This is a genomic window from Mesorhizobium sp. CA10 (assembly GCF_020165285.1).
Lineage (GTDB): Bacteria > Pseudomonadota > Alphaproteobacteria > Rhizobiales > Rhizobiaceae > Mesorhizobium.
The window spans coordinates 559,267-578,910 of record NZ_JAIUHV010000001.1; the positions used below are offsets into that span (position 1 = coordinate 559,267).

15 protein-coding genes and 1 tRNA gene are annotated in these 19,644 nt (G+C 62.8%); 7 read left to right on the forward strand and 9 right to left on the reverse strand.

Going from position 1 to position 19,644, the window contains the following annotated elements; all coding sequences use genetic code 11:
- Positions 1-96 precede the first annotated feature (96 nt).
- A complete protein-coding gene (locus LB535_RS02645) occupies positions 97-504 on the forward strand; it encodes an MAPEG family protein (RefSeq protein WP_140725473.1) in 408 nt (135 codons plus the stop codon).
- Positions 505-643: 139 nt separating this feature from the next.
- On the opposite strand, the gene LB535_RS02650 is transcribed toward LB535_RS02645, so the two are convergent.
- Together LB535_RS02650 and gltB are read right to left on the reverse strand one after the other, a co-directional pair.
- The gene (locus tag LB535_RS02650; protein ID WP_224631056.1) at positions 644-2,098 is read right to left on the reverse strand and encodes a glutamate synthase subunit beta; all 1,455 of its coding nucleotides are present in this window, start codon (positions 2,096-2,098) and stop codon (positions 644-646) included.
- Positions 2,099-2,241: 143 nt separating this feature from the next.
- Positions 2,242-6,978, reverse strand: coding sequence for a glutamate synthase large subunit (gltB, locus tag LB535_RS02655; RefSeq protein WP_224631057.1), 4,737 nt, complete (start codon positions 6,976-6,978; stop codon positions 2,242-2,244).
- Between the two features lie 490 nt (positions 6,979-7,468).
- Here gltB and LB535_RS02660 point away from each other — a divergent pair, with 490 nt between their 5' ends.
- Entirely contained in the window at positions 7,469-8,518 is a 1,050-nt protein-coding gene (locus tag LB535_RS02660) for a threonine aldolase family protein (protein ID WP_224631058.1), read from the forward strand.
- A 25-nt stretch (positions 8,519-8,543) separates the two neighbouring features.
- Positions 8,544-9,437, forward strand: coding sequence for an MBL fold metallo-hydrolase (locus LB535_RS02665; RefSeq protein ID WP_224631059.1), 894 nt, complete (start codon positions 8,544-8,546; stop codon positions 9,435-9,437).
- Positions 9,438-9,447: 10 nt separating this feature from the next.
- Here LB535_RS02665 and LB535_RS02670 read toward each other — a convergent pair whose 3' ends face one another.
- Entirely contained in the window at positions 9,448-10,200 is a 753-nt protein-coding gene (locus tag LB535_RS02670; protein WP_224631060.1) for a sulfite exporter TauE/SafE family protein, read from the reverse strand.
- Between the two features lie 135 nt (positions 10,201-10,335).
- Entirely contained in the window at positions 10,336-10,803 is a 468-nt protein-coding gene (locus tag LB535_RS02675; RefSeq protein WP_095766320.1) for an Hsp20 family protein, read from the reverse strand.
- Positions 10,804-11,409: 606 nt separating this feature from the next.
- On the opposite strand from LB535_RS02675, the gene LB535_RS02680 reads away from it, so the two are divergent.
- Positions 11,410-12,366, forward strand: a complete 957-nt coding sequence (locus LB535_RS02680) for an alpha/beta fold hydrolase (RefSeq protein WP_224524175.1) — start codon at positions 11,410-11,412, stop codon at positions 12,364-12,366.
- Positions 12,367-12,376: 10 nt separating this feature from the next.
- Here the strand turns inward: LB535_RS02680 and hisN are convergent, their stop codons facing one another.
- Together hisN and LB535_RS02690 are read right to left on the reverse strand one after the other, a co-directional pair.
- The gene (gene hisN / locus LB535_RS02685) at positions 12,377-13,150 is read right to left on the reverse strand and encodes a histidinol-phosphatase (protein ID WP_224524173.1); all 774 of its coding nucleotides are present in this window, start codon (positions 13,148-13,150) and stop codon (positions 12,377-12,379) included.
- A 356-nt stretch (positions 13,151-13,506) separates the two neighbouring features.
- Complete coding sequence (locus LB535_RS02690) at positions 13,507-14,463, reverse strand: N-formylglutamate amidohydrolase (RefSeq protein WP_095766700.1); 957 nt, start codon at positions 14,461-14,463, stop codon at positions 13,507-13,509.
- A gap of 150 nt (positions 14,464-14,613) precedes the next feature.
- Between LB535_RS02690 and cpdR the strand changes: the two genes are divergently transcribed.
- From cpdR to LB535_RS02705, 3 genes are all read left to right on the forward strand, one after another.
- Positions 14,614-14,976, forward strand: coding sequence for a cell cycle two-component system response regulator CpdR (gene cpdR, locus LB535_RS02695; protein WP_006199474.1), 363 nt, complete (start codon positions 14,614-14,616; stop codon positions 14,974-14,976).
- Between the two features lie 115 nt (positions 14,977-15,091).
- Positions 15,092-15,166 (forward strand) — tRNA-Val (locus LB535_RS02700).
- Positions 15,167-15,400: 234 nt separating this feature from the next.
- On the forward strand, positions 15,401-16,042 hold the full coding sequence (locus LB535_RS02705) for an outer membrane protein (protein ID WP_224543545.1): 642 nt from the start codon (positions 15,401-15,403) through the stop codon (positions 16,040-16,042).
- Between the two features lie 41 nt (positions 16,043-16,083).
- Here LB535_RS02705 and LB535_RS02710 read toward each other — a convergent pair whose 3' ends face one another.
- Genes LB535_RS02710 through gmd form a run of 3 tightly spaced genes read right to left on the reverse strand, consistent with a single transcriptional unit; the run spans position 16,084 to position 19,588 of the window.
- The gene (locus LB535_RS02710; RefSeq protein WP_224631061.1) at positions 16,084-17,514 is read right to left on the reverse strand and encodes a hypothetical protein; all 1,431 of its coding nucleotides are present in this window, start codon (positions 17,512-17,514) and stop codon (positions 16,084-16,086) included.
- Positions 17,501-18,469 (reverse strand): GDP-L-fucose synthase, encoded by a 969-nt coding sequence (gene fcl, locus LB535_RS02715; RefSeq protein ID WP_224631062.1) that lies wholly within the window; start codon positions 18,467-18,469, stop codon positions 17,501-17,503. Before fcl ends, LB535_RS02710 begins: the two co-directional genes overlap by 14 nt.
- 12 nt (positions 18,470-18,481) lie before the next feature.
- Positions 18,482-19,588, reverse strand: a complete 1,107-nt coding sequence (gene gmd / locus LB535_RS02720; protein ID WP_224631063.1) for a GDP-mannose 4,6-dehydratase — start codon at positions 19,586-19,588, stop codon at positions 18,482-18,484.
- Positions 19,589-19,644: the final 56 nt, after the last annotated feature.

Here is a 19,644-nt window from a genome sequence, read left to right on the forward strand (position 1 = left end):
AAGGAGATCACCCTTAGATCGTCCTGCGCGAAAGCGATTTCACGCCAGGCCGAACAATGGCATTGTTCTATTCGGCTGGGATTACAGGGGGCGAACATGTCGGCGACGGGCTATGCCTTGCTTGGCTTCGTAACTTGGACCCTCCTCCTGCTTGTATGGATGGAGATCCTGCGCACCCATCTTGTGGTGAGTGGGCGCATCCCGGCAAATGGCTTCACGCCGGATAACGCAGGTCTTTCGCCCTTTTTGCAGCGGCTTGCGCGAGCCCACGCCAATTGCATTGAGGGACTCCCGATATTCGGTGGCCTCATGGGCGTGGCCATGATGACTTCGCGGACGGGGATCACCGACCCACTTGCATACTGGTTTATTGCCGCGCGGCTAATCCAGTCGGCCATTCATCTGGCGTCGACAAGTCCAAACGCGGTCAAGGCTCGATTTTCCGCGTTCGCGGTCCAGATGGCCATCGGCCTCTACTGGGCGGTAAAGCTGCTGGTCAGTTAGGCGCTTCAAGAAGCTAGAGCATGATCCCGAGAAGTGGGAACCGGTTTTCGGATAAAGATCATGCTCCAACAAAGAGTTAGACCGTGATGGCGATTCAACGAAACGCCATCATGGTCTAACGGCTGAGTGCTTTGAAGCCTTACCGCGGCAGCACCGTCGATCCCATCAGCGCCTCGTCGATCGAGCGCGCCGCCTGGCGGCCCTCACGGATGGCCCACACCACCAGCGACTGGCCGCGGCGCACGTCGCCCGCCGCATAGAGCTTGTCGACACTGGTTCTGTAGTCGCGATCGTTGGCCTCGACATTGTTCGAGCGGCGGCTGTCGGTGACGACTTTGATCTTGCCGTCAAGCTCCTTCATCAGGCTGTCGCCCGCCGGACCGGCGAAGCCGATGGCGATGAAGGCGAGATCGGCGCGGATGACGAACTCGCTGCCGGCGATCGGCTTGCGCTTGTCGTCGACCTCGCAGCAGCGAACACCGGTCAGCTGGCCTTCCTCGCCGATGAACTCGAGCGTCGCCACCTGGAATTCGCGCTCGGCGCCCTCGGCCTGCGAGGAGGACGTGCGCATTTTCGTCGCCCAGTAGGGCCAGACGGCAAGCTTGTCTTCCTTCTCCGGCGGCTGCGGACGGATGTCGAGTTGCGTCACGCGCACCGCGCCCTGGCGGAAGGCGGTGCCGATGCAGTCGGACGCGGTGTCGCCGCCGCCGACGACGACGACATGCTGGCCACCGGCAATGATCGGGTGCGAGGGCCAGGCCACCGACTGGATCGGCTCGCCGCCGACGCGGCGGTTCTGCTGCACCAGATAGGGCATAGCGTCATAGACGCCGCTGAGATCGCTGCCCGGAATGCCGGCCGGACGCGGCGTCTCCGAACCGCCGCAATAGAGCACGGCGTCGAATTCCCCGAGCAGATCGGCCGCTTTCATGTCGACGCCGACATTGACGCCGCAATGGAAGGTCACCCCCTCGCCCTGCATCTGCTCGATGCGCCGGTCGATATAGTGCTTCTCGATCTTGAAGTCCGGTATGCCGTAGCGCATCAGCCCGCCGGGGCGGCTCTCGCGCTCATAGACATGCACGTCATGGCCGGCGCGGCCGAGTTGCTGCGCCGCCGCCATGCCGGCCGGGCCGGAGCCGATGACGGCAACCCGCTTGCCGGTCTTCCTTTCCGGCGGATAGGGCCGGATGTGACCGGTCTCATAAGCCTTGTCGGCGATCGCCTGCTCGACCGTCTTGATGGCGACCGGAATGTCCTCGAGGTTCAGCGTGCAGGCTTCCTCGCAAGGCGCGGGGCAGATGCGGCCGGTGAACTCCGGGAAATTGTTGGTCGAGTGCAGGTTGCGGATCGCGTTGTCCCAGTCGCCATTGTAGACGAGGTCGTTCCAGTCCGGGATCTGGTTGTGGATCGGGCAGCCGGTCGGCCCGTGGCAGAACGGAATGCCGCAATCCATGCAACGCGCGGCCTGTTTCTCAACCTCCTTGTCAGACATCGGCAGCGTGAATTCGCGGAAATGCCGGATGCGGTCGGAGGCCGGCTGGTACTTGTGCACCTGCCGGTCGATCTCGAGAAAGCCTGTTACCTTGCCCATAGTCCAGTCCCTGCTGTCCGAAGGCACGCTTTTTGCAGCGCACCCGTTAACCCCATAAGGCTGCCATGGCAACCTTCGTTCCGAGGTCAGGATTGTTGGTGAGGATGCCGGCCGGAAAGTCATCTTTCCGGCCATGCCCGAAACTATTCCGCCGCCACGCTCATGCGCATGCGTTCCATCTCGATCAGTGCGCGGCGATATTCCACCGGCATGATTTTCCGGAATTTCGGCCTAAAATTCTGCCAGTCGTCGAGGATCTCGCGGCCGCGCACCGAACCGGTGAAATGCACGTGGTTGGAGATCAGCTGGTAAAGCCGCTCCTCGTCATGGCTGGTCATGTCGCCGGAGACGTCGACGCGGCCCTTGTGGTCGAGGTCGCCGCCGTGATGGAGCAGCTTCTCCATCAGGTCGTCCTCTTCCGGAACCGGCTCCAGCTCGACCATCGCCATATTGCAGCGCTCGGCGAAGTCGCCCTTCTCATCCAGCACATAGGCGACGCCGCCCGACATGCCGGCTGCGAAGTTGCGCCCGGTCTTGCCGAGCACGACGACGATGCCGCCGGTCATGTATTCGCAGCCGTGGTCGCCGACCCCTTCGACGACGGCCGCCACGCCGGAATTGCGCACCGCGAAACGCTCGCCGGCGACCCCGGCGAAATAGGCCTCGCCTTCGGTGGCGCCGTAGAGCACCGTGTTGCCGACGATGATCGAGTCCGCCGCGACGATCTTGGCCTCTTGCGGCGGCCGGATAACGATGCGGCCGCCCGACAGGCCCTTGCCGACATAGTCGTTGCCGGCGCCGACCAGCTCGAAGGAGACGCCGCGCGCCAGGAAGGCGGCGAAGGACTGGCCGGCGGTGCCGGTCAGCTTCACCTTGATCGTGTCCTCGCGCAGGCCCTTGTGCTTGAAACGCTTGGCGACTTCGCCCGACAGCATGGCGCCGACAGATCGGTCGACATTGCGGATCGGCAGCTCGATGGTGACCGGCTGCTTGGCGTCCAGCGCCGGCTTCGCCAGCTCGATCAGCTTGCGGTCGAGCACGTCGTCGATTGGATGCTTCTGCCGCTCGGTCCAGTGCAGCGCCTCGTGCGGCGCGTCCGGCTTGAAGAACATCTTCGAGAAGTCGAGCCCGCGCGCCTTCCAGTGTTGGATGACGTCGCGCTTTTCCAGGAGATCGGTGTCGCCGATGATCTGGTCGATATGGGTGAAGCCCATGTCGGCAAGCAGCGCCCGCACCTCTTCCGCCACATAGAAGAAGAAGTTGATGACGTGCTCCGGCGTGCCCTTGAAGCGCTTGCGCAGCACCGGGTCCTGCGTCGCCACGCCGACCGGGCAGGTGTTGAGGTGGCACTTGCGCATCATGATGCAGCCGGCCGCGATCAGCGGCGCGGTCGAGAAGCCGAACTCGTCGGCGCCGAGCAGCGCGCCGATGATGACGTCGCGCCCGGTGCGCAGGCCGCCATCGACCTGCAGCGCGACGCGCGAGCGCAAGCCGTTGAGCACCAGCGTCTGATGCGTTTCGGCAAGGCCCATTTCCCACGGGCTGCCGGCGTGCTTGAGCGAGGTCAGCGGCGAAGCGCCGGTGCCGCCGTCATAGCCCGAGATGGTGATGTGGTCGGCGCGCGCCTTGGCGACGCCCGCCGCGACCGTGCCGACGCCGACCTCCGACACCAGCTTGACCGAGACATCGGCCGCCGGATTGACGTTCTTCAGATCGTAGATCAGCTGCGCCAGATCCTCGATCGAATAGATGTCGTGATGCGGCGGCGGCGAGATCAGGCCGACGCCGGGCGTCGAGTGCCTGACCTTGGCGATGGTCGCGTCGACCTTGTGTCCGGGCAGCTGGCCGCCCTCGCCGGGCTTGGCACCCTGCGCCACCTTGATCTGCATGACGTCGGAATTGACCAGATATTCCGCCGTGACGCCGAAGCGGCCCGACGCGACCTGCTTGATCGCCGAGCGTTCCGGGTTCTTGCCGCCGCCGGGCAGCGGCAGGTAGCGGTCGGCCTCTTCGCCGCCCTCGCCGGTGTTGGACTTGCCGCCGATGGCGTTCATGGCGCGCGCCAGCGTGGTGTGCGCTTCCCTGGAGATCGAGCCGAACGACATCGCCCCGGTCGAGAAGCGCTTGACGATCTCGGCCGCCGGCATGACGTCCTCGATCGCGACCTTCTTGCGGCCGGTCTCTTCCGCTGTTCTGATCTTGAACAGGCCGCGAATGGTCTGCGCGCGCGCGGTCGCGCTGTCGATCTGCGCCGAATAGTCCTTGAACGTGTCCCAGGAGCCCTGCCGCACGGCGTGCTGCAGGCTGGCGACGGCATCGGGCGACCACATATGCGCCTCGCCGCGCATGCGGAACATGTACTCGCCGCCAACCTCGAGATTGTTGCGCAGCACCGGATCGCTGCCGAAGGCATCGCTGTGGCGGCTGAGCGTCTCGGTGGCGATCTCGTCCAGGCCGACGCCTTCGATCAGCGTCGCCGTGCCGGTGAAATACTTCTCGACGAAGTCTGACTTCAGCCCGATGGCGTCGAAGATCTGCGCGCCGCAATAGGACTGGTAGGTCGAGATGCCCATCTTGGACATCACCTTGAGGATGCCCTTGCCGATCGACTTGATGTAGCGCGAGACCACCTCGTACTCGTCGACCTCTTCCGGCAGCTCGCCACGCTTGTGCATGTCGAGCAGCGTGTCGAAGGCGAGATAGGGATTGATCGCCTCGGCGCCGTAGCCTGCCAGGCAGCAGAAATGATGCACCTCGCGCGGCTCGCCGGATTCCACCACGAGGCCGACCGCGGTGCGCAGGCCCTTGCGGATCAGGTGATGATGCACGGCCGCCGTCGCCAGCAGCGATGGGATCGCGATGCGGTCCGGGCCGACCTGGCGGTCGGACAGGATGATGATGTTGTAGCCGCCGGCGACCGCCGCCTCCGCGCGCTCGCAGAGCCGGTCGATAGCGCCTTGCATGCCGGCGGCGCCCTCGTTCGAGCCGTAGGTGATGTCGATCGTCTTGGTGTCGAACCTATCCTCGGTGTGGCCGATCGAGCGGATCTTCTCCAGATCGCCATTGGTCAAGATCGGCTGGCGCACCTCGAGCCGCTTGCGGCGCGACGTGCCGACCAGGTCGAAGATGTTCGGCCGTGGCCCGATGAACGACACCAGGCTCATCACCAGCTCCTCGCGGATCGGGTCGATCGGCGGGTTGGTGACCTGGGCGAAATTCTGCTTGAAATAGGTGTAGAGCAGCTTCGACTTGTCCGACATCGCCGAGATCGGCGTGTCGGTGCCCATCGAACCCACCGCTTCCTGGCCGGTGGTTGCCATCGGCGCCATCAGAAGCTTGGTGTCTTCCTGCGTGTAGCCGAAGGACTGCTGGCGATCGAGCAGGCTGACATCCTTGCGCAGCGCGCGCGGCTCGACTGGCTTCAGATCTTCCAGGATGAGCTGCGTGTTGGCGAGCCAGGTCTTGTAGGGGTGCCTTGTCGCGATCTCCGACTTGATCTCCTCGTCGGAGACGATGCGGCCCTTGGCGAGGTCGATCAGCAGCATGCGGCCGGGCTGCAGCCGCCACTTCTGCACGATCTTTTCCTCCGGCACCGGCAGCGCGCCGGCTTCCGACGCCATGATGACGCGGTCGTCGTCGGTGACGATGTAGCGCGCCGGGCGCAGGCCGTTGCGGTCGAGCGTGGCGCCGATCTGGCGGCCGTCGGTGAAGACCACCGCCGCCGGTCCGTCCCACGGCTCCATCAGCGCCGCATGGTACTCGTAGAAAGCCTTGCGGTCGGCGTCCATGAGCTTGTTGCCGGCCCAGGCTTCCGGGATCAGCATCATCATGGCGTGGGTGAGCGAATAGCCACCCTGGAACAGGAATTCGAGCGCGTTGTCGAAGCACGCCGTGTCCGACTGGCCTTCATAGGAGATCGGCCAGAGCTTCGAGATGTTGTTGCCGAACAGCTCGGAATCGACCGAGGCCTGGCGCGCCGCCATCCAGTTGTTGTTGCCGCGCACGGTGTTGATCTCGCCGTTATGCGCGACCATGCGATAGGGATGCGCCAGCTTCCATGACGGGAAGGTGTTGGTCGAGAAGCGCTGGTGGACGAGGATCAGCGCCGTCTCGAAACGTGGATCCTTGAGGTCCTTGTAATAAGCGCCGACCTGATAGGCCAGGAACATGCCCTTGTAGACGATGGTGCGCGCCGACAGCGACACGCAATAGGCGCCGATGTCCTTGTTGTCGTTTTCGGCATATATGCGGCCCGAGATCACCTTGCGCAGCAGGTAGAGCCGCGCCTCGTACTCCTCGTCGTCCGTGATGTCGGCCGTGCGGCCGATGAACACCTGCCGATGGAACGGCTCGGACGCCACGATGTCCGGCGCCTTCGACAGCGACGAATTGTCGACCGGCACGTCGCGGAAGCCGATAAGCGGCAGCCCTTCCGACTGCGCCGATTCGGCGATGATCTCTTCGATATGGGCGCGCAGCGCCGCGTCTTGTGGCATGAACCAATGGCCTACGCCGTATTGACCGGCCGGCGGCAGTTCGACGCCCACGACCGCCATTTCCTCGCGGAAGAAAGCGTCCGGAATCTGCACCAGCACGCCGGCGCCGTCGCCGACCAGCGGATCGGCGCCGACGGCGCCGCGATGGGTGAGGTTTTCCAGCATCGCCAGACCGTCCTCGACGATCTGGTGCGACTTCAAGCCCTTCATGTTGGCGATGAAGCCGACGCCGCAGGCGTCGTGCTCGTTGCGCGGATCATAGAGGCCCTGCGCGGTCATGCCGTTGGCGGTTCGCAGCCCTTTGGTCAGGACGGTATTTTTAACGGCTGCCGCTTTCGTCTGCGCGGCCTGGCCGTTGATCGCAGATGGCGTCAGTTCCGTCATCGTCCTATCCTCCGTTCTCCACCTTGGCCCCGATTGTCTCAGGACGCTGGTTTGCCTTGGGAAGCATGATGCTTCCCCTTCATGTTGCTGCACGTCTCGCGAAATCCACCGAACCAAACGGCTATACGCCCGGTTCGCATCCGGTATCGTACAGGCCAGAGCCGGGCCGTCTACCCGCCGCTCGCGACAATGGCCGGAATGGCAGCGATGATACGCCAGTCCGGCCTGTTTTGTGCGACAAAATAAGACAGCACTACTGTCCTAAATTTTTTATGGCAGAAATCAGACAGTCGCACAAGACCGATTCACAAAAAACTTGGGCGTGCCACGACACAAAATTTCGTGAAAGGCGCCGGAAACGCAAGCTTTGGTCCAGACATTTTGGCGTCGATTGCTGGCTTCACCGCTTTGCCGACGATTGGCCCTTGCGCTTCGACTGCCGAAGCAGTCAAGTCCCGCCGCTTTCGCCAATCACGATACGGATTTCTCGATGTTCTTTGCATCCGACAACTGGGCGGGCGTCCATCCCGACATTTCGGCCAACCTGTCGCGCCATGCCGCAGGCATCGCGACCGCCTATGGCGACGGCGATCTGGACCGCGCCGTCTATCGTCGCTTCAACGAGATCTTCGAGCGCGAGGTGCAGGTCTTCTTCGTCGCGACCGGCACGGCGGCCAACGCGCTTTCGATGGCTGCGTTGAACCGCATCGGCGGCATCGCGCTTTGCCATTACGAAGCGCATATGAATGTCGACGAGTTCGGCGCGATGGGTTTCTACACCGGCGGCGCGCGCATGGCGCCGGTGGCGGGACCGCTGGGGCGCATGACCCCGGAGGCCCTCGACCGGACCATCAAGCGATATTCGCAGGACCTAGCCCCCGCCGGCCAGCCGATGGCGGTCACCGTGACCCAGGCGACCGAGGTCGGCACGGTCTACAGCGTCGACGATGTCAAGGCGATCGCCGAGGTCAGCCGCCGCCACAAGCTGCCGCTGCACATGGACGGCGCGCGCTTCGCCAATGCGATTGCAGCGACCGGCGTCAGCCCGGCCGAAATGACCTGGAAGAGCGGCGTCGATCTTATCTCCTTCGGCGGCACCAAGAATGGCTGCTGGATGGCCGATGCGGTCGTGGTTCTCAATCCGGATGCCGGCAAGGATCTGCGCCTGCTGCGCCAGCGCGCCGGACAGACTTTTTCCAAGGCCCGCTTCATCTCGGCCCAGTTCGAGGCCTATTTCACCGACGATCTGTGGTTGAGGATGGCAGGCCACGCCAATGCGATGGCCGCGCATCTGGCCGAGACGATCGAGGATGCGCCGGCCGGCAAGCTCGCCTGGCTGCCGCAGGCCAACGAAGTGTTTGCCATCCTCGGTCGGGCCACCGCGGAAAAGCTGCAAGCGGCCGGCGCCAAATTCTACGAGTGGGGCGTGCCGCAGGGGTTCGATGGCCACCTCGGCGACAATGAAGCGATCTACCGCTTCGTCGCCAGCTTCGCCACCACGACGCAAGAGATCGACCGTCTCGGCCAGTTGCTTGGCTGAGCTTGCGGCACTCGGGAGCAGCCAGATGACCAAGCCGTCTCTCGGCTCGACGATGCGGCTGGTCCGTCCGGCGCCGAACGTGCTGGGCTTCTATGACGGCCGCATCGAAGGCGTTCGCATCTGGTCGCACGAGCCGAACTGGCTTGACGACGGCGCTTACACGCTTGGCATCTGCACCTATGCGATCGTCGACGGCTCGCAGGCGCTTGTCTATGACACGCACATATCCCTGCCCCATGCCCGCTTCATCCGAAAAACCCTTGAAGAGATGGGCGTGACCTCGATGCGCGTCGTGCTCAGCCACTGGCATGACGACCATATCGCGGGCAACGAGGTGTTTAAGGATTGCGAGATCATCGCCAACCGCCTCACCGCCTTGGCGCTCGAACGCAGCCGGGCCGACATCGAGGGCGGTAATCCGCCGATCAAGCCGCTCGTGCTGCCCAACAGGGTTTTCGACAACAGCCTCAGCCTGACGGTCGGGGCGGTCCCCATCGAACTGCACCAGGTCGAGATCCACAGCCATGACGGCACGGTGCTGCTGATGCCCGACGCCGGCCTGCTTTTGGCAGGCGACACGCTGGAAGACTCCGTCACCTATGTGTCGGAGCCGGAGCGCCTGAGCGAGCATCTGGTCGACCTTGGGCGCATGTCCAGTTGGCAGTTCGATCGAATTCTGCCCAACCACGGTTCCTTTGAGGCGATCGAAGCCGGCGGCTATGACAGAAGCTTCATCGACGCCACCGAGGCTTACGTCCGAAAGCTGCTTGCCTGCCGGCAAGACCCCGACCTAGCCAAGCAGGATCTGCGGACCTTCGGCGCCGAGATTTTCGCCACCACGGCGACCGAGTATTTCGCGCCATACGAAGCCGTTCACCGGCGGAATGTCGAAGCCGTTCTTGCGGCAAATAATAAGTAGGCCGCTGCAGCTAGGCCACAAAGGGCCGCAGCAACAACTCGACGCCGAGCAGGACCAGAAAAATCAGGAACCAGCGGCGAAAAATTGCCGGGCTGATCTTCCGGCGCAGCACCTGCCCCAGCCACATGCCGAGCAGGGCCGGCAGCACGGCAAGCGAGGACATCGCCAGATGTCCCGCCTCGAAGACGCCATGCGAGGCAAGGCCCAGCGCCAGGGCGATCGTCGACACCGTGAAGGAAAGACCGAGCGCCTGGATCAGATCGTCCCGGCTCAAGCCCAGCGCCTGGATGTAAGGCACGGCGGGCACTACGAAGACGCCGGTGCCGCCCGTGACCAGGCCGGTGAGAAAACCCACGACCGGCGACGACCAGCGCTCGCTTTTCTCGGGAACGATAGGCTGCCGCGCGAGCAGGCTATAGGCGGCATAGACGATCAACGCCGCGCCGAGGCCGGCGGTCGTCCATTTGACATTGTCGCTGGCGAGCAGCCGCGAGCCGGCGATCGTGCCGATCAGAATGCCCGCCATCATCAGCCAAAGCCGGCGCAGGACCGCCGAAAAACTCGGGCCGGCGAAAAGCTGCCAGACATTGGTGACGAAGGACGGCACGATCAGCAGCGACGCCGCGATCACCGGCGGCATGATTGTGCCAAGCAATCCCATGGCCAGCGTCGGCAGGCCCATGCCGGTGATGCCCTTGACGATACCGGCGAGCAGGAAAGTGATTGCAACGGTGAGTGTCAGCAGCGGGGAAAAATCGGACATGGTCCTTCATGATCCGCCGCTGCATGCTTCAAAAGAGCCAGAACGGCGCGTTGCCGGTGGCACAATAAAAAGCGGCGCCTCGCGGCGCCGCTTTCGTCTCGGGAGGGAGACGTTGTCTACTACGGGCCCCGCGGGTTACGCGGCGGCCTTGGTTTCGATCTGCTTGGCCTTGTCCGCGGACGAGGTGATCGCGATCTTGCGCGGCTTCAGCTCCTCGGGAATGTTGCGCTTGAGGTCAACGAAGAGCAGGCCGTTCTTCAGCGTGGCGCCTTCCACTTCGACGTGGTCGGCGAGCTGGAAGCGGCGCTCGAAGGACCTCGAGGCGATGCCGCGGTAAAGCAGCTCCGAACCCTCGCTGTTGTTCTCTTCCTTGCGCTCGCCCTTGACGGTCAGCACGTTGCGGTGGGCTTCGATCGAAATCTCGTCTTCCGAGAAGCCGGCAACGGCCATCGAGATGCGATAGGCATTCTCGCCCGTGCGCTCGATATTATAGGGCGGATAGGTCTGCGCGGTCTCGGGCTGACCGAGTGAATCGAGCATGGTGAACAGCCGGTCGAAGCCGACGGTCGAACGATAAAGCGGGGAAAAATCAACGTGACGCATGAGTGTTCTCCTTTTGAGCAACATGGTTTGCGTATGACCCGGTGCGAAACCCTCGAAAGGCGTTCCGGATAGGCCAGCGGCCCCGAGATCGGCGGCCACAGCATTCATTTGGGAAGCTCAAAAAGCCATTTCAAGGTTTTCCTTGGTCGCAATGCAGCCACGTTCATGAACGGTGGATGAACCACGGCTTCGGCATCCGTTCAGTCATGCGGCATTAGGCTTCGGTCAAGTTCGAGCAATTCCAAGGAAAAGTGCGAAGCGGTTTTCCGTCCGGAATTGCGTCAAGACAGAGAGACAAGCGGCGCCCCCGTCCCTGCGCCGCGACGAGGCCGAACCGGGTGCAACGTCCCTTCCTCCCGGATCGACAGAGGCCGGAAGTGCACCGCAGGCACTTCCGGCCTTCAGCGCCGCGCGTCCTCTGGACGCGCTAAGGACGCAGTAGCACTTTTGATTTCGCGCATGATCCTTTCCGAAATCGATTCCGATTTTCGGGGTCATGCGCGGCAACCGCGTAAATCCTCGCAACGCCTTTGCTTTTGCCGCCTGGCCGTCTATCACCATGCCAACGCCTCGCCCGTCCGGGCAAAGAACAAGCAACGACGCCGCATGACGGATCTTTTCCATCTGACCGAGGACAATCCCGCGCCGCAGAATGCCGCGGGCGGCTTCTTCACCACACGCGACGGCAAGAAGATCCGCTATGGCGTCTTTGCCGCTGTCAGCCGCCCGCTGCAGGGCACGGTGGTTCTGCTGACCGGGCGCAACGAATGCATCGAGAAATATTTCGAGACCATCCGCGATCTCGCCGATCGCGGCTTCGGCGTCGCCATCCTCGACTGGCGCGGCCAGGGCGATTCCAGCCGCCTGCTGCGTGACCGCCAGCGCGGCTATGTCCGCAGCTTCCGTGACTATACGCGCGATCTCGAGCAATTCTTCGAAGAAATCGTGCTGCCCGACTGCCGCGGCCCCTATTACATCCTCGCGCACTCCACAGGCGCGGTGATTGCGCTGCTTGCCTCGCCGTCGATGGTCAACCGGGTGCGGCGCATGGTGCTGCTGGCTCCTTTTCTCGAAGTGCCGGACCTGCCGGTCTCGATCGCCACGGTCCGGCGCGTCTGCACGGTTTTCTGCGCGCTGGGTCTCGGCCGGCTCTATGCCGCGCTCGGTCCGCGCCCGAAAGTGCCGCCCGCTTTCGAGGTGAACAAGGTGACCTCGGATCCTGCGCGCTACCGGCGCAATGTCGGAATCTACGAGGCCTGGCCGCAGCTCGCGCTCGGCGGTCCAACCATCCGCTGGCTGAGGGCCGCCGCCGCGGCCGCGAAAGCCGTCAGCGATCCGGATTTCATGGCAAGGGTGAAGGTGCCGATGCTGATCGTCGCCGCCGGCGCCGACCGGGTGGTCTCGACCAAGGCGGTGGAGGCCTATGCCAGAAAACTGCGCGTCGGCTCGCTGTTGATGATTGACGGCGCGCAACACGAGATCCTGCAGGAGAAGGACATCTACCGCGAGCAGCTCCTGGCGGCTTTCGACGCCTTCATCCCCGGCACGGGTGATGCTCCCTGAGCGCGCCCGATCAGCCGCGCAGCGCCGCCATCGCTGCCGCGTGAAGCTCGGGCGTCGCGGCCGCCAGTATGTCGCCGCCCTTCTCCGCCGGCCCGCCTTCGAAAGTGGTGATGACGCCGCCGGCCTTCTCGATGATCGGGATCAGCGCGACGATGTCGTAGGGCTTCAGGCCCGGGTCGGCGACGATGTCGATGCTGCCGGCCGCCAGCATGGCGAAGGCGTAGCAATCGGTGCCGTAGCGGGCGAGCTGCACCTTTGTCTCGAACTGGTCATAGCGCTTGCGCGCATCGCCCTGGAACAATGCCGGCGTAGTCGTGAACAGCGTCGCTTGCGCGAGTTCGGTCGTCTTGCGGGTCGCGAGCCGACGCGGGCCGCCAGGTCCTTCATAATGCGACCCGGAAGCGTTGGCGTAGAACAGCTCGCCGGTGAAGGGTTGCGACATCATGCCGGCGACCGCCTCGCCGTCGACGGTCAGTCCGACCAGCGTTCCCCACACTGGGATGCCGGAAATGAAGGCGCGGGTGCCGTCGATCGGGTCGATCACCCAGACATGTCGGCTGGCGAGGTTGTGGCTGCCATGCTCCTCGCCGAGGATGCCGTGCTCGGGATATTCGGACGAAATCAGCGTCCGGATCGCGCGCTCGGCTTCGCGATCGGCCTCCGTTACCGGATCGAAGCTACCCGTAAGCTTGTTGGTGACCGCCCCCTGGCTGCGGAAGCGCGGCAGGGTTTCGGCGGCGGCGGCATGCGCGATGCGCCGCATGAAATCGGTGCTGATATCCAAGTCGCTCTCCCCCATCGCGGCCGTTGCCGGCTGCCTGTTTCTCGCCGAACAGGCGCGCTGAAGACCGGTCAGACGCCCGTTTTCTGTTGCCCGAATGTCACATCTGAGCCGCCGAAGCGGAATTTCCACATCATATTGAATTAAAAAAGCCCGCTGTCGATTGACATTTGTGCGGCGCACAATAATTTTGTCATCGGACAGGTTTTCCTGTCCATGCCCTCCTTGGGCGTTTCCTCCCTAGACTTCGACCGTGTCGTGAAAACGATGCGGTCTTTTTTTCAGGCAACTCCAGGAAAAGTGTGAAGCGGTTTTCGCTCCGGAATTGCGTGTTGAAGAACTCGGCGCGCCGAACGCCGTCATTCCGCCGCCAGCGGCAAATCGACGAAATGATGGTCGGGCATCGACATCAGGTCGGCCGAGAAGCGGGTCAGGTCGCAGGCCAAGGCGTCGAAGCCGGCCGATTTCTGGAACGTCCGCTCGTCCATGTAAAGCCCGCGATTGACCTCGATCTGCAACGCATGCAGATGCCGTGCCGGCCTGCCGTAATGTTCGGTGATGAACCCTCCCGCATAGGGCTTGTTGTGCGCGACGGTGTAGCCCATGCGGACAAGCAGGCCGATGGCCATCTCGGTGAGCGCCGGCGAGGCCGAAATTCCGAACCGATCGCCGATGATGAAGTCGGGCCGCACGCCGTTGTCGCCGACGCGTATGCTGGCCGGCATCGAGTGGCAGTCGATCAGCACGGCATAGCCGAACCTGGCATGCGTTCTGGTCAGGAGCCGCTTCAGCGTCTCGTGATAAGGCTTGTACACCGCTTCGATGCGCGCCACGGCCTCAGCCAGCGGCAGGCGGCCGGGATAGATATCGAGGCCTTCGCCGACAAGCTTCGGCACCGTGCCCAGCCCGCCGGCGACACGCGCCGAACGGATGTTGCAGAAGGACGGGACCGGCTCCGCGAACATGCGCGGATCGAGTTCCCACGGCTCGCGGTTGACGTCGAGATAGGCGCGCGGAAAATTGGCCGCCAGCAGTGGCGCGCCGAGCGGCACGGCGCCGCCGAAAAGCTCCTCGACATAGCAGTCCTCCGACCGGCGGATGGCGTTGCGGTCAAGCCGCGCCATGGCCAGGAAGCGCTCCGGATAGTGGCGGCCGCTATGCGGTGAGTTGAACAGGAAAGGGACGCGCTGCTCGGCGCCCGATCGGATTTCGAAGGGTGGGACGACCGAAAAATCCTCGGCTGCCGTTTTCAATTTGCACGAACCAGGAAACAGCACTGCATCATGACGTAAAACTTGCCACCTTGCGTGCGGCATGTCCAGCATTTCGGGCGACGAAACCGCAGCTTGAACCGGATGCGGGACGCCCTTCATTCACTTGATGTTTACCGACACATCCTCATATACAGCATGGTTAACAGCCTTGCCCGGCGGCAGGCTTGGGGCGGGTGATTCGGACGGGATATGATGGCACGCATTCTGCTGGCGGAAGACGACGACGATATGCGCCGCTTCCTCGTCAAGGCGCTGGAACGCGCCGGCTACCAGGTAAGCGATTTCGACAATGGCGCCAGCGCCTATGAGCGGCTGCGCGAAGAGCCTTTCTCGCTGCTCCTGACCGACATCGTCATGCCGGAGATGGACGGCATCGAGCTTGCCCGCCGCGCCACCGAGATCGATCCGGACCTCAAAGTGATGTTCATCACCGGCTTTGCCGCAGTCGCGCTCAATCCGGATTCCAAGGCGCCCAAGGACGCCAAGGTGCTGTCGAAGCCCTTCCACCTGCGCGATCTCGTCAACGAGGTCGAGAAGATGCTGCAGGCGGCCTGAGCCACTTCGGCAGGCATCGACGACGCGCCGCGCCGATGCGACAAACGGAAGCCGTCTTTCCACATTCCCGCTATTGACGCGCCGGATCAAAAGTGGTGTATGCGCGGCTTCGGATGGGCGTGTAGCTCAGCGGGAGAGCACTGCATTGACATTGCAGGGGTCACAAGTTCAATCCTTGTCACGCCCACCATCCTACCACTAAATTAGCCGATCTCCGCCAGTGGACCCCGAGCACACCGGCTAGGTATATTGCAGCCTCCGCCCGGCTCTGGTCGCGCGGGGCACGTCAGGGCTAAGCTCCTCCAGCGCCACTGTTGCCGCTGTGTTACAGCGCAACCCTGAAAGCCATGCTATCAACCCTTAGGTGCAATGGCGGATCGGGAGCCACAGGCGAATTATGAGGAAAGTTCTACTCACGTCGGCAATGCTTGTTGGGTTTTGTTCGCCAGTCTTTGCTGCGGATGCATTGTCGGTCGAGCCCACGTCCTACAATTGGACTGGCGCCTATATCGGCGCAGTGGCCGGCGTCAATTTTCTCCAGGGCGATGTGACGATCCCCAATAACGATCCTAGCGAATACGATGGTGATAGCACCTCGGCATCGGTTGGCGGCCAAGTAGGCTATCAATACCAGTTCGACAACAATTTCGTTCTCGGAGCGGAGGCCCGCCTGGTTGCGGTGTTCAACAAGAAGACGGTGCCGACAATCGACGCTGAAACGTTCGAGACCGCTGCCGATTGGCAAGGCGATATCGTTGCGAAGGCCGGATATGCGATGGGCAATTTCCTACCCTACGTTAAGGGCGGCGTGGCCTTCCTGCACCTGCACGATACCGGATATAGCGTTCTCGGTTTTGGCGATACCAAGTTTGACAGGACTTATACCGGCTGGACGATCGGTGTCGGCGCCGACTACGCGCTCAATGACAAATGGGTTGTCGGCCTTGATTACGCCTACGCGCATTTCTCGGATCATAATTTCCAAGACGACAGCGCGTTGGTTGGTCCAACATTCGTCAAGCCCAGCACCCATACGGTTTCTCTGAGTCTGAACTACCGCTTTTGATCTCCCTTATGCAGCCGCGGCAAAGACCGCAGCGGCGGTCCCTATATTCGAATCCCCGCCTTCCAGAGCCGCAGCCGCGCCTTCGCCAGAGGACCGGACTGAGGCGTCGTCAATGGCCGTATGTGCCGTTTGATTCTCTTGAACAAGGCATTGGCCGGTTCCGCCTCCAGCGATCTTGCAATCATCCGCAGAGCCGGCTTCACCTTCCCGAGTGTTGCATGGAGGATATGCGCCGAGCACGCCGCGGCGTAGGGATGCCCCTCTGCGGCCGCCGCGAAGAAGGACTCGAAATCCTTCGACATGACATCACCGCGCCATGTTCGGCAGACCAGCACGCCAATCGCTCGCAACGGCATTGCGGGCGAGGCTTCGAATTGTCCCGTCATGAGCGCCTTCAAAACGGCCTCGCCGGACCGATAGTCGCCTTCGCGAAAAAACGCCGCCGCGATTTTGAGCGGATAGACGTCGTTGTGCGGATCCAGCGCGTGAGCCTTTTCCAGGATGTCTCTTGCCCGCGCGGGACAGATTTGATCCTCGAGATCGAGAAACGCGGTTTGATAGCCGAAGGCCGCCTCGAGCGGGTGGTAATCGCCCTGATGTCGGCTGAGTTCGGCCAGAATCATTTCCGCGGCTCTCGAACCGTCGAACAAGGTTTTCGGATGGACGAGACCGACATCGCCCATCATCGATGCGACGGACGCATAGACGCTGCCGCCTGCATAGATTTTCTGGCACCGCGCCATCAGCCTCATCTCGAAGAACGCCTTGAGCGTCTCATCTGCGAATTCCGCCGATCCCAGATCGTCGCCCAGCAAGGCTCCCGTTTCCGACCGCAGATATTCGAGCGTTTCACGATCCTGACCGATCAGAAGAGTTGTCAGGCCTTTTGATGAAAGCTCCGACGCGACAGCTTTGACCAAGGTCGAGGCCACTACCTTGTCGCTGAAATGCAGCATGAAGCGATACTTGCCGCGCACGATGTCGCCGCTGCGAAGATGTAAAGCGGCGATCGGCCCCGGAAACGGGCATCTGTCGGCGGCGTCGAGCGCCTGGTTCACGGCCCTGGAAAAACCGAAACCTCGCAATGTCTCCGATCGTCGGACGAATTGGGGTCCGCCCTGAAAATGATCCAGTATCTCAAACTCGTTGCAGATCCAGCCGCGAAACCTTCGCCGTGCCGCCGCGGCATCGAGACTGGCACGGCTAAAGGCTACCTCTCCGAGAACATCGAAACCCAATGGTTCGACCGTCTCCCCCAGCCAGTGCTTCTCGATGAAATCGGCGGAGAATATCTTGTCGACTTTCTCGACCGAGTGAAATTTATCGTCATGGATCGGCTTCCAGGCAAAGCCGAAGCGATAGCCGAGCGAGTCGGCAAGCGCCTTGGCGTTGACCATAGCCAGAAGCCGGCCGCCCAAACCGTCCTCCCTGGTCGCCGCGATGAGTTTCGATTGAGAATCATGCAGCGCCAAGACGGATATCGCCTTTCTCGACATGGTCGAGGAACCAGGCATAGGTCTGTTCCAATCCATCTCGAAGCGAATAGGCCGGCCTCCAGCCGGTCTTGAACAGGCGCGAGACGTCCATCAGCTTGCGCGGCATCCCGTCCGGCTTCGTCGGATCGAACGCGATCTCGGCGCCGGCGCCGACGACCGATACGACGGTGCCGGCAAGCTCCGCGATGGTGATGTCCTCACCGCTACCGACATTGACGTGGCCGTCGCCGGAATAAGTCTTCAAAAGCCAGACAAAGGCGTCGGCGGCGTCGTCGACATGCAGGAATTCTCGCATCGGCCGGCCCGAACCCCACACCTGCAGGGTCTTTTGACCGGTTAGCTTCGCCATATGCGCCTTGCGCATCAGCGCAGGCACGACATGACTGCTGTCGAGGTCGAAATTATCGCCCGGACCATAGAGATTTGTCGGCATGGCCGAGATGTAGTCGACGCTATGTTGGCGCCGGTAGGCCTGGCAAAGTTTCAACCCGGCGATCTTGGCGACGGCGTACCATTCGTTTGTGGGTTCGAGCGGGCCGGTGAGCAGCGCGTCTTCCGGGATCGGCTGCGGCGCAAGCTTCGGATAGATGCAGGACGAGCCCAGGAACAGGAGCTTCTGCACCCCGCTGCGAAAGGCGGCCTCGACGACATTGGTCTGCACGACGAGGTTTTCGTAAAGGAAATCCACCGGGAAGCTGTCATTGGCCAGGATGCCGCCGACCTTGGCGGCCGCCATGATCACGGCGTCCGGCCGCCGGGCCTCCATCCAGCGGCGCACGCCGGCCTGGTCGAGAAGGTCGAGCTCGCTGCGCGCCACGGTCACGATCTCGCAATCCTCGCCGGCCAGGCGGCGCACCAGGGCCGAGCCGACCATGCCGCGATGGCCGGCAACGAAAATGCGCTTTCCTTTGAGATCGAAACTCTTGTCCATAAGCGCGGAGTCCTAGGTTGAACGGCCGTTGCGCCAAGTAGCGCCGGCGGCGCGCATCAGATCGGCCCGAACCATTTCCGCTACCAGATCCTTGAAGCCGATGGTGTGCGACCAGCCCAAAACCTTTCTTGCCTTGGCGGCGTCGCCGACCAGCGTATCCACTTCGGTCGGCCGGAAGTAGCGCGGATCGATCCGCACAAGCGCGGCGCCGGTGGCTGCGTCGATGCCGACTTCATCGGCGCCGCTGCCCTGCCAGCGAATGCGGTGTCCGGCCTCGGCGAAGGCGAGTTCCACGAATTCGCGCACCGAATGCGCCTCGCCGGTCGCGAGCACGAAATCGTCCGGCTCGTCATGCTGCAGGATGCGCCACATGCCCTCGACATAGTCGTGCGCATGGCCCCAGTCGCGACGTGCGTCGATATTGCCGAGATAGAGCGTGTCCTGCAGGCCGTGATGGATCGCAGCAACGGCGCGGGTGATCTTGCGGGTGACGAAGGTTTCGCCACGCGTCGGGCTCTCGTGATTGAACAGGACGCCGTTGGCGGCGAACATGCCATAGGCCTGGCGGTAATTGACCGTGATCCAGTAAGCATAAAGCTTGGCTGCCGCATAGGGCGAGCGCGGCCGGAACGGCGTGCTCTCGTTCTGCGGAGCTTCGACCGCATCGCCATAGAGCTCCGAGGTCGAGGCCTGGTAGAAGCGCACCGATTTCTCGAGGCCGAGAATGCGGATCGCTTCGAGAAGCCTGAGCGTCCCCAGCGCATCCGCATTGGGAGTGTATTCCGGCGTCTCGAAGCTCACCTGGACATGGCTTTGCGCGCCGAGATTATAGATCTCGCTGGGCTTCGTCTCCTGCACAAGGCGGATCAGATTGGTCGCGTCGGTCAGATCGCCATGATGCAGAAAGAAGCGCGCCCCGTCCTCATGCGGATCGACATAGATGTCGTCGACGCGCTCGGTGTTGAAGGAAGACGACCGGCGTTTGACGCCGTGGACCACATAGCCCTTGCCGAGCAGCAGCTCAGCCAGATAAGCCCCGTCCTGCCCGGTAACCCCGGTGACAAGCGCGACCCTGTCTGCCAGGGCGACCTTGTCTGCCGGGGCGACTTTCTCCGCCATTGCCATGTGCGCCCGCGCCTATTTTTCGGCAAGCGAATACGATTCATCGCCGAAAC